The organism is Leptolyngbya sp. FACHB-261, assembly GCF_014696065.1.
Taxonomy (GTDB): Bacteria; Cyanobacteriota; Cyanobacteriia; order FACHB-261; family FACHB-261; genus FACHB-261.
Map to the genome: position 1 here is coordinate 111,035 of NZ_JACJPL010000036.1, position 14,370 is coordinate 125,404.

A 14,370-nucleotide genomic window follows, 5' to 3' on the forward strand; every position below is an offset into this window, starting at 1 on the left:
CTATGACTCTAGCGTCTCGTGCATTGGCTATATTTGTGGCGTTTTTGGACCGGGCACCCCCCACTGCTATCGGGCCTTACTTAAATCCTCGATTATTTGTAGGTTTCGCGAGCTTTAGAAGATTTTGAACTCTAGATAGCATGAAAGAATGGCGTTAGCTTTCCCACCTTAGAGAACTGTTAGGAGCGATATCAAAAAGTTCATTTGCAAGAACTTTCCATATAACGGTGTATAACACGCTTTTTAGAGGCATGTAACAGATAAATAAACCGAAACAGCTGTTCTGTGAGGGTTCTAGCTTTATAACGATGTGAGTTATAAAGCTAACTAATTTGCAATGTCTTTTCGTCTAGATAAGAAAGTGTTATATTGGTAGCACTCAATTGTTTAAAATTGAGCAGTCACTAAGTCTCGGACTTATTCCCTATGGCTTCATCTTCCCAGTCTCTCGGAGCTGCGCTATTGTTATATGCGCAGGGCCTGAGTAAAAGTGATATTGCGAAGCTTCACACCTCTGTGATTCGCTATTTACTACCTCATTGGAACGCACTTCTGCCTCAAACTGGCAAGAGCCTCACACATCAAGAGATTGAACTAGGCCTGGAGTTTGCGCACCAAGTTAGTCTAGATGATCTACAAAACCTTGACAAAGTAGAACGGTGGCAGTCTGAGATCTTCGAGAAGCTTGGTACCTCTCCTGGTAGTCGTCGGCAATATAAGCACCATCTCAAGAAGTTCTTGCAAGCTTGCGAGAACAAAGGCTGGTTTACCACTGCTCCCGTTGCCAAAAGCTCTACACGGTTACCCAAGGTTTGTGCCCCGAGGCTAAAAGGCAAACCGGGCTGCTGGAGGCCAGAGAATCGCCTGACCAAGAAGAAGATACTAGAACCCTATAGCTACAGACCAGCTATGGCAGGGGCAATAGATGGCAGGGTGGATGAAGATTCTGCACTAGCTACCAGTACCGAGGAACGGGAATCCAAACTAGAATTACAGTTAAGCGATTTCTATAGCTTTTGGCACGATTCGTATTATCCGCAAGCTAGACCTATTGAGCAAACGGTCAGCAAGGCTACGTTGAGAATCAGGCTTGAAGGTGTCTATAGGCTTCTAGGTTGGCTGAGAATTGACAAGGCAAAATCGTTAGACACTAGCCTCTCCTCAGAGGCTAAACGAGGTCTGCCCATCCCCAGATGGCTTCGAGACATGGCTAAAGCCTATCCTCCCGTGCCGACTGAACAGTTATGTCTTGAATTACTCATGCCTCTGGTGTCTATCAAAGGCGTAGAGGATTTGGAACGTGTGCAGCGCAAGGAAGTTCAGGAAAAGGCGTTCCAGGCTGCCAGGAAGACCTCTGCTTTAGCTTCTGCCTATATTCATTGGCTGAGGTGGCAACATAACCCGACTGATAAGCCAGATGAGGTTCTGGATGAGCAGGGCCATCCCATCGCTCCAGGTACGGAAGCTTTAATCCTTGATGCTCTGCTCACTGTTGCCAAGTATCTTTATCGCAATGAAATCGAAGCGGAAGAGGATTACGCTAATATTCCAGTCATCAAGGAACTGCGGCGGGAGAGACGCAAGACTGCCAAAAGAGTGAAGGAGTGGACGGCTACTAGTGATGAATCTAAGAAGTGGCTTTCTTGGCCCGAATTCTGTGCACTTGTCCAAACCCTCAAGCAGGAGTGTGCAAAGTTTTACATCGGGGGTAAGAAACGGAGTGTGCGCTCGATTGCAAGAAGCTATCGTCGCTACTTGATGTTGGCCTGGCTGCGCTATCTGCCGCCTGATAGACAGAGAACCCTGCGCGAGCTACAAGTAGGAAGAACGCTTAGAAGAGGCTGGATTAAGTCAGGGATCTTCACGCCAGCGACCTGGAGCCCTGAGGCTAGAAGATATATCAATGACGAAGGGGCGAAATGGTTCACCTACCTAGAAGTCCAGGACTCTAAGATTCGTACCAAGTTACAGCAAGATGAATTGCCGCCCATCTTGGGCAGTGCTTTAGATGAGTGGTTGTACAGAGGGTATCAAGATGGCGAGGGGAATTGGCATGGATGGCGAGAGGCTTTTCCTCCTAGTGATTTTGTCTTTCCGCAACTAACAGGAAAGCAGATGCAAGTCAATGGTGTGACAGGCATTTTTCAAAGAAGCGCGTTCAACAAAACCGGTAAGAAGCTCAACCCCCATTTAATCCGCAACATCTGTGCCAGCTACTACAACGATAAGGCCTCGGATGCAGAACAGCGCTCTTTATGCAGTGGTATGAGGCACAGCCTGAAAACTCACCGGGATAAGTACACCAAAGCAAAAGCATGGGAGCGCTCTCGGCTGGGTATCGAACTGCTTCAGAAAGAGCCCAGCTTTGAGGGAGAGTGACTGGGGTGGAAGCTGCTTTTAGGGAAGATCGAGAGGCCCCTCTAATGCTTGAGAAACCTCCCAGAATATTCCTGAATGCTCTAATAACTATATAGAGGCCAGGAATTTTTTCGGACTTTACTCACATAACCTTGAGATATACCCAGCTTTGCAGCAATGGCCTTCTATGTGACCTTTTGCTCTGGGCTTCCAGATCTTGCTCTGCAGCTCTCACAGCCGCTAACGTGCAGATGAGGTTCCATTCATTCCGAGGTGCGGCTTCTGGAGTGAGGTCACTGGCGTTAATCCGTTTTACAGGAAGATCAATGGGATAATCAAAACTTAGCTTGATCTGCAACGTCTCTCCCGCTCGCCAAGAACTCCGCAACCTCCCAATCTCCTGGTGAATCTCGGCTAGGATATGTCGGCGTACGAAAGCCGCAAACTCTGGGTCTGCTGACTCTTTTACCCACTCTGTATCAAACTCTCCACCCTCGAACAGTACCTCGTATTCTGTATAGATTTCACCTTCAGTTGGAGCACGCCCGTAGAGAACTGTGAACTCCGCTTTGAGCGCTGAGAGTCACTTGCAAGGACAACCCAGAATCAAGAGCGTAGGACAGGTCTGAAGATCATTGCTGTCTCGCCCTGTTCCAAAATGAGTTAAATCACCTGGCTTGGCCTGCGCTACCCATTGGATAACGCCCGCGTTCGGGTCCACCTCCCGCTCATAAGCAAGCCAAGCCTCCGCTCTATGCTGGGCATCTGAGGAACGGTGCTGTCCCATTCTTCCTAACCCAGCAACTTGAGTAATTTGTAATTGTGCTTGGGTCTCAACTCGTTGCCTAACTTGTACGATTTCCGCTTGAGCCACCCCTGAAGATTGAGCAAAATACCGCAGCTTCTGTCTTCAAAAGGGCACTGCAAACTTCTATCGAACCAAAGGTTGTTCACGATAGAGAAGTGTTGGTAAGCGGATCCGGATCAAGTGCTCAACGCCTATCGGCATCAAAGGTTTTACACGGCTCAGCCTTGGGTGGAGGCGCATTAAAGGAGAAGTGCTCAACGCCTATCGGCATCAAAGGTTTTTCACTTCGTAACACGGACTATCTTCCCCGAATCCCTTTAAAGTGCTCAACGCCTATCGGCATCAAAGGTTTTTCACACTTTGGCCTTTGCGGGCTCGGCAACCTACTGGGTGTGCTCAACGCCTATCGGCATCAAAGGTTTTTCACAAATCGCCTCTAGCCGCCATTTCTTTGCCGCCGATGGTGCTCAACGCCTATCGGCATCAAAGGTTTTTCACTCCCTGTCACTGTTGCTGCTGTGCGGGCTGCTGGAGTGCTCAACGCCTGTCGGCATCAAAGGTTTTTCACCACCCATAGCGACTAAATACTTTTCGCTGAAGCGATGTGCTCAACGCCTGTCGGCATCAAAGGTTTTTCACAAAGTGTGAGCTTGATCGCAGATGTTACTCAGTGGCGGTGCTCAACGCCTATCGGCATCAAAGGTCTTTCACAACGGGCTCAGGCTCTGGTGAATGGCGTTATTCCGTGCTCAACGCCTATCGGCATCAAAGGTCTTTCACACGGGGCAACACAAACTTGATCAGGGGCTTAGTGGTGTGCTCAACGCCTGTCGGCGTCAAAGGTCTTTCACCCACAGAGGAAGGCATGATTGAGCCTTTCTGTGACGTGCTCAACGCCTGTCGGCATCAAAGGTCTTTCACTTGCTGAATCCAGTCTTGAGGTTGCATTTCCGTCTCGTGCTCAACGCCTGTCGGCATCAAAGGTCTTTCACGAGGAAGGAGAGGCAATTCCCGACGTTTGACCAGTAGTGCTCAACGCCTGTCGGCGTCAAAGGTCTTTCACGAATTGGTTGATGGCGGCAAAACCACTAGTCAAATGTGCTCAACGCCTGTCGGCATCAGAGGTCTTTCCCTGATCAATTCGGCCACATCGCCTTTTACGCGCCTTGGGTGTGCTCAACGCCTGTCGGCATCAAAGGTCTTTCACCGGTTCTGACTGAGCCCGAAGCAATCTTTGTGCTGACGTGCTCAACGCCTATCGGCATCAAAGGTTTTTCTCATAGGGCACCATACCCCGTCAGTCTGCCCGTGCTGGTGCTCAACGCCTATTGGCATCAAAGGTTTTTCTCATAGGGCACCATACCCCGTCAGTCTGCCCGTGCTGGTGCTCAACGCCTATTGGCATCAAAGGTTTTTCACCGCTCAATTCTGCATCCTAGTTTGCGGAGTTCAAGGTGCTCAACGCCTATCGGCATCAAAGGTTTTTCACGTGCCGTGCCGGTTAGCGCTGGTCAGTGAGTCGATGTGCTCAACGCCTATCGGCATCAAAGGTTTTTCACGGTGCTTTTGCGGTCGCTTCTGGCAGCATTGATTTGTGCTCAACGCCTATCGGCATCAAAGGTTTTTCACCAGGAGGAATCTGCATGGCTGGCTCTCGAAAATGGTTGTGCTCAACGCCTATCGGCATCAAAGGTTTTTCACATGTATGGAGGTGGTTGGTCATGATTGGTGAAATTGGTGCTCAACGCCTATCGGCATCAAAGGTTTTTCACTTGAGCAGTTTGCGGAGGGGTGAGCGGGGTTTAAGGTGCTCAACGCCTATCGGCATCAAAGGTTTTTCACGGATGGAAGATGGAGCTACTGAGCAAATGGGGAGAGTGCTCAACGCCTATCGGCATCAAAGGTTTTTCACCTCTGCGTTGATTTTGTCGGCAAAGGCTTTATGAGGTGCTCAACGCCTATCGGCATCAAAGGTTTTTCACCTATCGGGCATTAGGCAAGCTTGTCTCTGAGCGACTTATGTGCTCAACGCCTATCGGCATCAAAGGTTTTTCACCCTCGCTATCTGTTCGGCGTTCCTGGCAGAGATGCGTGCTCAACGCCTATCGGCATCAAAGGTTTTTCACTGATCACCCCATCGTTGAGGACCATGATTCCAGCGGTGCTCAACGCCTATCGGCATCAAAGGTTTTTCACTCAGCATGTTGCCGGGAAGCATTTCGTCGTAGTAGGGTGCTCAACGCCTATCGGCATCAAAGGTTTTTCACGCTCCTTACTTCAATGGGCCACCAGAGACGATGACGTGCTCAACGCCTATCGGCATCAAAGGTTTTTCACGCAGGATATCCGCTTGTACTAATAACTGAGTCTCGCGTGCTCAACGCCTATCGGCATCAAAGGTTTTTCACCTGCGAGTTTTCTTCACCCCATTTCCCTAGTTTCTCTGGTGCTCAACGCCTATCGGCATCAAAGGTTTTTCACAATTAATAGGAAGCTTCCTATCTTCCACACTGATGTGCTCAACGCCTATCGGCATCAAAGGTTTTTCACCGGCTTGCGCTTTCAGATCTACACAGGCACAGTGAAGTGCTCAACGCCTATCGGCATCAAAGGTTTTTCACTTTTTAAGGTGCATCAGCCAATCATGCAGTTGACGATGTGCTCAACGCCTATCGGCATCAAAGGTTTTCCACCTGTGGTAATTGCATTAAACCGCCACTATCTTGTGGTGCTCAACGCCTATCGGCATCAAAGGTTTTTCACCTATAACGGTGGCTTCAGGCTGGAATATGATGTGAGTGCTCAACGCCTATCGGCATCAAAGGTTTTTCACTGCTTGAAACTCAATCGCCTGTATCGGTCCCTGGTGTGCTCAACGCCTATCGGCATCAAAGGTTTTTCACAAGCAGCGTCAGTTGCCTCCAAATAATGGCAGGTAGTGCTCAACGCCTATCGGCATCAAAGGTTTTTCACACACACTACAGCCGCGGTTCCCGGTAATGCCGCCAAGTGCTCAACGCCTATCGGCATCAAAGGTTTTTCACGAGTTTGACTTAGGTTTGGAGTTTTATGGCTCCTGTGCTCAACGCCTATCGGCATCAAAGGTTTTTCACAATTCTCTATAAACTTGTCCGCCGCCTACATTCTCGTGCTCAACGCCTATCGGCATCAAAGGTTTTTCACTATTTATCAATCCCCGTGATTACAATCCCGGTATGTGCTCAACGCCTATCGGCATCAAAGGTTTTTCACTTACGAGGTCGAGAGACAGAGAACGCTGAGATCTAGTGCTCAACGCCTATCGGCATCAAAGGTTTTTCACCAGGTCTGGCGGTTCATCATCCTCAAATTCTGGATGTGCTCAACGCCTATCGGCATCAAAGGTTTTTCACTCGTTATAGCTTTCCGGTGTTTCGTTGAGAATTCTGAAGCTGTGCTCAACGCCTATCGGCATCAAAGGTTTTTCACACTCAGAGAGGATGTCTTCCCAAAGATCATGGTCTGGTGCTCAACGCCTATCGGCATCAAAGGTTTTTCACTCAGGGCTGCAACGAGGTCAACGAAGACCACTTCGAGTGCTCAACGCCTATCGGCATCAAAGGTTTTTCACTGGGGGGCGTAGCTTTGCGAGCTTAAACCTATGATGAGTGCTCAACGCCTATCGGCATCAAAGGTTTTTCACCGGTATTGACAGATGCCTATGGTCCTCTTTATCCGCCGTGCTCAACGCCTATCGGCATCAAAGGTTTTTCACCCCCTGAATGTCTGACTTACAGACCGTGTTTAGCTTCCGTGCTCAACGCCTATCGGCATCAAAGGTTTTTCACCACTCGTGCTTAACGTTGGGGTGAAAAATGTCCGAGTGCTCAACGCCTATCGGCATCAAAGGTTTTTCACTCCTACAACTGCTTCAGTGGGCAACGGCTTCCCGATGTGCTCAACGCCTATCGGCATCAAAGGTTTTTCACCTCGGCAAGTAATTTCACCCCAGCCTAGGGGGATTGGTCGTGCTCAACGCCTATCGGCATCAAAGGTTTTTCACCCTGCAATCCAACCATGCAAACTCTGCTCTTAAGGTGCTCAACGCCTATCGGCATCAAAGGTTTTTCACTCTGGGATTCCACTCTGACGGTGAGGTCGGAAAGGGGTGCTCAACGCCTATCGGCATCAAAGGTTTTTCACCACTGCTGCCTACGGAATCGCCCGTGCTTGGATCGTGCTCAACGCCTATCGGCATCAAAGGTTTTTCACGCCTGCATTTCTACCAAGTAAATCGTTAACTGAAAGTGCTCAACGCCTATCGGCATCAAAGGTTTTTCACTATAATCCCTAAGCTGGCGGAAGGATTGCCGTTATAGGTGCTCAACGCCTATCGGCATCAAAGGTTTTTCACATCGCTAATAGCTGGCGACTTAGAAGCTAGAGCAGGTGCTCAACGCCTATCGGCATCAAAGGTTTTTCACCTCCTCACTCAAAAGCTTAAGCCCTTGAGATAGCATCTGGTGCTCAACGCCTATCGGCATCAAAGGTTTTTCACCTGATTGAGTCTATATCTGCCGCAGTGTGCATTTGGTGCTCAACGCCTATCGGCATCAAAGGTTTTTCACATAAGCCCGATAGAGCGCTTAAGCCATCAAATTTGTGCTCAACGCCTATCGGCATCAAAGGTTTTTCACCCATGCCCTGCTCGTCTGTATGCAGCCTGTTCTTCGTGCTCAACGCCTATCGGCATCAAAGGTTTTTCACTTTATGGCAACTGAACTTTACCCGCTACTCTCAAGTGCTCAACGCCTATCGGCATCAAAGGTTTTTCACGGGGCCTCTTTATTGCGCACTCTATCTGCGAGGGGTGCTCAACGCCTATCGGCATCAAAGGTTTTTCACGTTTGAATTGCGATTCAGCAGTCCTTGTTGTTTCCGTGCTCAACGCCTATCGGCATCAAAGGTTTTTCACAATACAGGGGTAAAAATCGGCTTAGGGATTCACCAGTGCTCAACGCCTATCGGCATCAAAGGTTTTTCACTGCCATTCTGCGGCTGCCGTTGGTTCTTCAGTGCGTGCTCAACGCCTATCGGCATCAAAGGTTTTTCACGTGTCTTTGATGCTTAGCGCCTCGCCTGCGACTGGTGCTCAACGCCTATCGGCATCAAAGGTTTTTCACGTTCACTGGTCGCGGCGAGTTCACTGGTCGCAGCGAAGTGCTCAACGCCTATCGGCATCAAAGGTTTTTCACAATCCAACTCAGTCGGGCTTGGTGCGACACCCATGTGCTCAACGCCTATCGGCATCAAAGGTTTTTCACCTCTTGCAAAACTTCGCAAGTCCCGAACAATCCGAGCAAGTGCTCAACGCCTATCGGCATCAAAGGTTTTTCACATGGTAGAGGATCGGGATGGGGTGCTCCTACTGGCTCGTGCTCAACGCCTATCGGCATCAAAGGTTTTTCACTGCGGGAGCTAAAAGCTTTGCTCTGTAAGGGGTGGGGAGCGAATTCTCAAGGCTCCGTCCTAAGGCAGCAATATCACAGCAAAGCTGAGACGTTGCTGCCTTAGGACGGAGCCTGAAAGCCATGTACGGACTGAGCTTCTGTAGTTGCAAGCATCTGCAGAAGCTAGAGAAGCCCGCCGAAGCCTGGCCTAGATTGGATTCGAAGCAGGAAACGCACCAGAGGCAGACCTTACAGCCACAGATCCTTGTATCAGACAATCCGATATCCCTCACTACTGGCAGGCCAAGCTTCCGGGTGATTGCACACCTGAACCCTCTCGACACAGCGATTGCACAGGCCAGCAAGTAGCAAGCTATCTTCTGCTGCCAGGACCTTCTCCAACTCCCAGCGCAATTTCTCGCGGTCCCGCTGGCTCAGCCAGCAGCGGAAGATTGACAATTGCAAACTCTCACCGTAGCCCTGAAGCAGTTTGTAAGCCTTCCGCCAGCGCTTTGGCTCGCGAATATCGTAGCAAACGAGATACCAATTTTTCGCTTCCCCCATAGTAGTCCTCAGCGCAGAATTAACTGACCGAACAAGCCACCTTCTCCCATCCACTCTTTTTCTAGAAGGCGTACTTCCAGCTCAAATAGACGGCGATAAGTCAGCGAGTAGCCAGTCACAGGATGTTTCCAGCTCTCCTCTTTGCGCCGCTCGTACAAGGTGATAAGCTTCTGCCGCCCGCTCTGGCTCAGCCAGACTTGCCCACCCCTTATCTCAAAATCGGTCTTGATGTCCCACTGTCCTCGATTGACTGAGCCTACTACTAGCAAGTCCACCAGTGGCACACGGAATATCTCCATGAGATCGAGAGCAAGGGGAGCTGCTTGGGAGCGAGGCTGATGATAGAAGCCAAGGGCTGGTTCTAGACCAACAGCTAGGATCGCGTTCATCACGTCCTTAAGTAGCAGAGCGTAGCCAAAACTCAGTAGGGCATTAAAGCGATCCTTGGGAGGACGTCGGTTGCGACCATTGAAGTGCATTTCTGGTGCAACACCTTTGCCAATTAGGTAAGGCAAAGCACCGAAATAGAGTGCAGCTAAATTACCTTCAATACCCAGCAGAGAGTCTAGGGATTCGGCTTTGGAAACTTGTTTGGGTGTGGCCTTCATCTGGGTGATGGCCTGCCGCAATGCTTCCGGAACTTCAGCACTGCCCCTCGTGCCCCGCATCAAAAACTTGCGCTGCCCTTGTCCACGACAAAGCACCAATTTCTGTGCCAGTGATAGACACTGCCCAGGATCACTCAAAGCAGCATACTGACGAATGCGCCGTTGAATGCTGCCCTGCCGATTATCGAAACTGCCGAGGTAACGACCGCCGCCAGAGATGAAGTGCACGCCAATTCCCTGCTCCGAGCAGAAATGCAGTGCTTGAGTAGAAATCTGGGCAAAGCTGTGCAGGACAAGCTGTCCTACTTGACGGGCAGGTATTTTCTCAACTGGCTGACCACGACGGGCAATTTTGATTTGTTCCCCTGTTCTGCCTACGCTGGTGCCAGGCTCTAGAACGTGAACCACCTGGCGGGTGTCATCCTCTGGAAACAGCCGGATTGGTTGCCACTCATGGTTATGAGCTAAGCGGGCTTCTTCAGGCAAACAGACTGGGGATAGAGAACAACGGGCACATAGCCGCTCATTGTCAGCAACAGGGGGACGATGGGGTGATGCTCTCAACTCCCTCGCCTGGGCAATTGCCTGGCGTACTGCCTCACGGCCTGCAGCGTCCAAGAGTACATGCACCAGCACATTATCAGCGTGATAACGAATTCTGCCTTCTTGGATTGAGATGCCCAGAGCCGATTCAAGCAGATAGGCATAGGCAAGAATTTGGATACAGTCACTTTCCCAAGCCTGAGGCTGATTTTGTTCATCTCGGTAGGCTCGGCCTCGTTTGTGCTCGTAAGGAATAGTTTGTCCATCCCGAGTTCGTAATGCATCCACTCGGCCTCGAAGGCCAAGCTCGCTACTTTCAAGGAATAGTTCTTCCCACTCTTCTTCTTCCTGTTTTTCAATCTCTACATGTAACCGTCGCCCTGCAAAAACAGCAGCATCTTGTGTGTAAAGTTCTTCAACCTCTTCGAGATAGAACAGCCGAGGGCAATAGGCAAGCGCATGGAGTGCAGAAACACGAACTGTATCCTGCTGAATTGCAGGACTACTTAGATTTTGCATAAGTAGAATCCGTAAGGTTGGATTGGTTCAACACTGCTAAGTGTTCAACGCCTTACGACATCAATGGTTCGATATTCTAAGGTGACTGAATCTCAGTCCAAGCTAGCTCAGGTGTTGGGCCTAAGCAGGCTTTCTGGAGGTCAAATCTCTGCCAACAAGTGCCTCTTGAACCGACATGATCGACCCAGATCGGTAGGGTAAGCAATCCGTCCTCATCCCTGATTAACCACTGCAGCAATTCGTCCTGAAAGTTCTCAGGCAGCAGGGTGATCGAATTGACTAAATCTCGGCTCTCCCCTAGACACAGGCCACCAAAACGGTTAATAGACGCAGGGTTTGCGAAGGCAAGACGCAAGCGTTCCACTAGAGTCGGCTTGGCGACATCGTTACCCGCAGTCACCTGAACTATAAACTGACAACCAGTTAGAAGTTCTTGGTAATCTGGACGAGCATTGCTGGGGTTGTGGATATCCTTCTTTTTGAAGCGGCGGAACGTACGAATTACTGTTGATTTCTCCGGCACAGATAGCATGGCAATTGCTAGCTGTGTGCCCCGATGCTTATATCTATCTGTCTCTCCCACCATCGAGAGCAACATGCCATAGACGGTTGAGGGGGGTGGGACTGAGTAGGTTTCTGCATACTCTCTGGCCCGAGACTGACGGAAGCAAGCAATCGGCACTTCGACCTGCAAAGCAAGCTGTCCATCAGTCCTCATGTTGTCAGCTCCAGTTGAGGCAGTTGTAGATCTCTAGTGATGATCTGTTTCAGATTATCCACAGCAGTTTTAACTCCTGTAAGGACGTTTGCCCCCAGTTCTTCCAAAGCCTCTCCATCAGAAGAGTTTGCAATTGACCCTGCTACCCAAAGTTCTTTGGGATTGATATCACCGTTTTGAACTCGGCGTACTAATTCTGGAGCTGAGATTTCTCCACCTTCGTCTGCTGCAAAGCAGTAAAGGAATCTAGGTGAGAAGTCTTGAGTCCAGCGCAAAACAATGCTCTCTGGGGAGAAATCATATAGAAAGCGCGAGTGATTACCAGCCACTCCTCCCAAAGCAGTTAGGCCATCTAGAACTGCGATGACACGTGACTGGTCTTTGAGGCGCTCGGGTGTCATTGCAAAGCCATATTGATACTGTGTTGCATGAACCTCTGTGCCGTAAAGAGAAGTCCGTCCTTTCTGCCCACTAGCGGCATTAAAGGTGATATCTCCGACGAAAGGAGTCGTTGAAACAGCACGGGTCACCTCTAGAACCCCACGTTTCGCAGTCGTTGTTCCTTTAGAAGCCTTCTTCCCCTTCTGTTTAGGTTCGTCAGAGGCTTCCTCCTTCGCCCCCTCCGCTCGCATGAAGCCTAGAACATCATCATCAATGTATTCTTGGTCGCTAAAATTAGTGTTCTCCCAAACGTTGTCGTTTTTATCGTCATCCCAACGCCGGTTTACTTTGTAGTTATCACCCGCAGTTTGCCAGTAATAGCGTAGCGCCCAACGAATTGCTTCTGCTGAAACAGTAGAATGAACTTCCCCCTTCCACAGAAGTTTTTGTAGCGTTGTGATATTTCCCTCATTCTCACCGCGATTATTAGCAGCCGTGCCATAGCTTGTCAAAACATTGCCAAACAAGTGAAAAGCCACTTCAGAACCTCCTTACATAGCTAAGACAAAACTTTCAGCGCTCATTCTAAGCGTCGATATCAATCATGTATTCTTCATCATCTAACTCACTGTCTGAATCAGTTATTCCTTTACCCTTGTAGCTTGCTAATGCTAGGAGAGTCAGATCTCTCGCCATCTTCCAATCTCGACGTCCTGTAACTAGGTCCATCAACTCTAGCCAATGACTCTGTAAGGTAGGAATTTTTCCCGCTCTTGACCAGAAATCTGTTATGAACTCCCTGAACGTTTGAGCATTTTTACAGCGGCTTAAACCAGTTCTAATACGAACAGTTTCTCTGTCGAAATTAGGAATCTCCCCTCTTTTCTTAGCCTGACTCGAAATTTGCCCGTAGGTGAACTTGATGGCCTCATGGCAGGCCTGAACAAATAACCTCTCAGATTCTGCATTCCACTGGGCTTTTTGAACCATATTGCACAGTCCTTCTCTTTCATAAGTCAGCTGTTTGAACAAGTCATTGCTATTGACTCTGTCTGACAAACCAGAGTACCAAGGCAGTTTCCTGGCTAGGTTCTCTGATATCAGTTCTCTAGCCAAGCTACTTGCAACAAAACCACCATTCTTTCCAGCTACTACTCGGTCGCTCAAGAAATCCCGAGAGGCTTGATAATTCTTGAGAACTTGAGTGTCGGCTTCCACAACATGCAGGTCTGTACGGGTTTTCTGTTGAGTGGACCAAGCAACTGTTCCTAGAGTCAATACTTGGCAGCGTTCAACCTTGTGAGTTTTAGCGGTGTCTGCTGCTGTTTCGTAGGCTAGAAACCTTAAACCAGCATCACCTAAGCTACAGGCAAAGAAATCTTTGTACCCTACCCCCCTGAGTTGGGGCTGTTGCCGATACTTGGCATAGATTTCTAAGTTGGTTACTTCAGGAATAACCAAAGCATACTGAGCTCGTTTATCCCGAAGTTTAGACCTTAAAAGAAAGTAGTAGCAAGCAACAGGAGCAAAGAGAAGAACAAACGCATTCTCTGGAAGCTCTTCAAAGCTAGTCTCAACACTGAAGGCAACATGCCTTACTACCGCTCCAGGATTTAGCCAGCCAGCTACACTAACTGGCTTGTTGAGAAAGTAGCCCTTCTTATCGCATAAAATGCTTGCAAACCCTTGATAAACGTAGCTCTTTAAGGCATTATATGTAACAACGATTTCTGGTTTGTCTTCCTCGATTGAGAAAGATTTTGAGATCACTCCAGTTGATTTACGTGTACTAGGATGTTGTAGGAAAGTGCCCATCATTCCTTGATGAACAGTAACCTGAGTTTGGATAGGCATTGTCTTGGAATCCAAGCCTCTTAAGGCAATCAGTCCTTCAGGACTAACCTGAAATGCCTGTTTCAATAACCAATCCAATACCTCTAGGTCACTTCCATTCCATTGCATAGTGACACGACGAGGATCGTTGGTTTGCCAGGTTAGCTCGCCAGGACAATTTTCAGTTTGAATTCCCTCTTGCTCAAGTTGTTTTAAGGTCATCCACAAACCAGCAAGGCCAGCCCGATGTAGCAAGGTAAAACTAGGATGACCTAGACTAAATTCTAGCTGCATGGCTCTGCTCCTACCTCTTTGTCATAGCGGATTTTATCTGGAGCAACAACTGGATAAAAGCCGATCCTCGGCCACTCTTGGAAGCCCTCTTGAATTCGGATAGGAACTGACCATCGTTGCGCCTCTCTTAAGAAAGAGTGACCTCGCCGATCTGCTTCTGCTTGTATTTTAGCCTTGTCTTCTTTAAGCAAAACGGTTATTGTATAGCCCTACGCACGCACGTTAGGACGCTATTCTAGAGAGAGAAGCATTGAGATACACCCATGCCTGCGCCTTACAGTTATGACCTACGCACCAAAGCGATCGAAGCCGTTA

General features: G+C 49.0%; 6 protein-coding genes and 1 CRISPR repeat array. Of the genes, 1 reads left to right on the forward strand and 5 read right to left on the reverse strand.

The features are described 5' to 3' along the window. The first annotated feature begins 426 nt into the window (after positions 1-426). Positions 427-2,379: a site-specific integrase gene (locus tag H6F94_RS31425; protein WP_190806231.1), complete on the forward strand. Its 1,953-nt coding sequence runs from the start codon at positions 427-429 to the stop codon at positions 2,377-2,379. A gap of 967 nt (positions 2,380-3,346) precedes the next feature. Continuing rightward, positions 3,347-8,615: a CRISPR direct-repeat array (repeat unit 35 nt; unit sequence GTGCTCAACGCCTATCGGCATCAAAGGTTTTTCAC). Between the two features lie 250 nt (positions 8,616-8,865). Here the strand turns inward: H6F94_RS31425 and cas2 are convergent. The 5 genes from cas2 to cas8a1 form a co-directional block, all read right to left on the reverse strand. Further along, positions 8,866-9,159 (reverse strand): CRISPR-associated endonuclease Cas2, encoded by a 294-nt coding sequence (gene cas2, locus H6F94_RS31430; RefSeq protein ID WP_190806232.1) that lies wholly within the window; start codon positions 9,157-9,159, stop codon positions 8,866-8,868. An 8-nt stretch (positions 9,160-9,167) separates the two neighbouring features. Then, complete coding sequence (locus tag H6F94_RS31435; RefSeq protein WP_190806233.1) at positions 9,168-10,829, reverse strand: type I-MYXAN CRISPR-associated endonuclease Cas4/Cas1; 1,662 nt, start codon at positions 10,827-10,829, stop codon at positions 9,168-9,170. Between the two features lie 76 nt (positions 10,830-10,905). Next, positions 10,906-11,547: a type I-MYXAN CRISPR-associated protein Cas5/Cmx5/DevS gene (cas5, locus tag H6F94_RS31440; protein ID WP_190806234.1), complete on the reverse strand. Its 642-nt coding sequence runs from the start codon at positions 11,545-11,547 to the stop codon at positions 10,906-10,908. Further along, positions 11,544-12,467 (reverse strand): type I-B CRISPR-associated protein Cas7/Cst2/DevR, encoded by a 924-nt coding sequence (gene cas7i / locus H6F94_RS31445; RefSeq protein WP_190806235.1) that lies wholly within the window; start codon positions 12,465-12,467, stop codon positions 11,544-11,546. Before cas7i ends, cas5 begins: the two co-directional genes overlap by 4 nt. A 46-nt stretch (positions 12,468-12,513) precedes the next feature. Further along, positions 12,514-14,055 (reverse strand): type I-MYXAN CRISPR-associated Cas8a1/Cmx1, encoded by a 1,542-nt coding sequence (gene cas8a1 / locus H6F94_RS31450; protein ID WP_190806236.1) that lies wholly within the window; start codon positions 14,053-14,055, stop codon positions 12,514-12,516. Between the last annotated feature and the right edge of the window lie 315 nt (positions 14,056-14,370).

Excerpts from the sequence above, each read along its gene's own strand:
- H6F94_RS31425 (WP_190806231.1), top strand. The coding sequence starts at position 427 with ATGGCTTCATCTTCCCAGTCTCTCGGAGCTGCGCTATTGTTATATGCG.
- cas2 (WP_190806232.1), bottom strand. The coding sequence starts at position 9,159 with ATGGGGGAAGCGAAAAATTGGTATCTCGTTTGCTACGATATTCGCGAG.
- H6F94_RS31435 (WP_190806233.1), bottom strand. The coding sequence starts at position 10,829 with ATGCAAAATCTAAGTAGTCCTGCAATTCAGCAGGATACAGTTCGTGTT.
- cas5 (WP_190806234.1), bottom strand. The coding sequence starts at position 11,547 with ATGAGGACTGATGGACAGCTTGCTTTGCAGGTCGAAGTGCCGATTGCT.
- cas8a1 (WP_190806236.1), bottom strand. The coding sequence starts at position 14,055 with ATGCAGCTAGAATTTAGTCTAGGTCATCCTAGTTTTACCTTGCTACAT.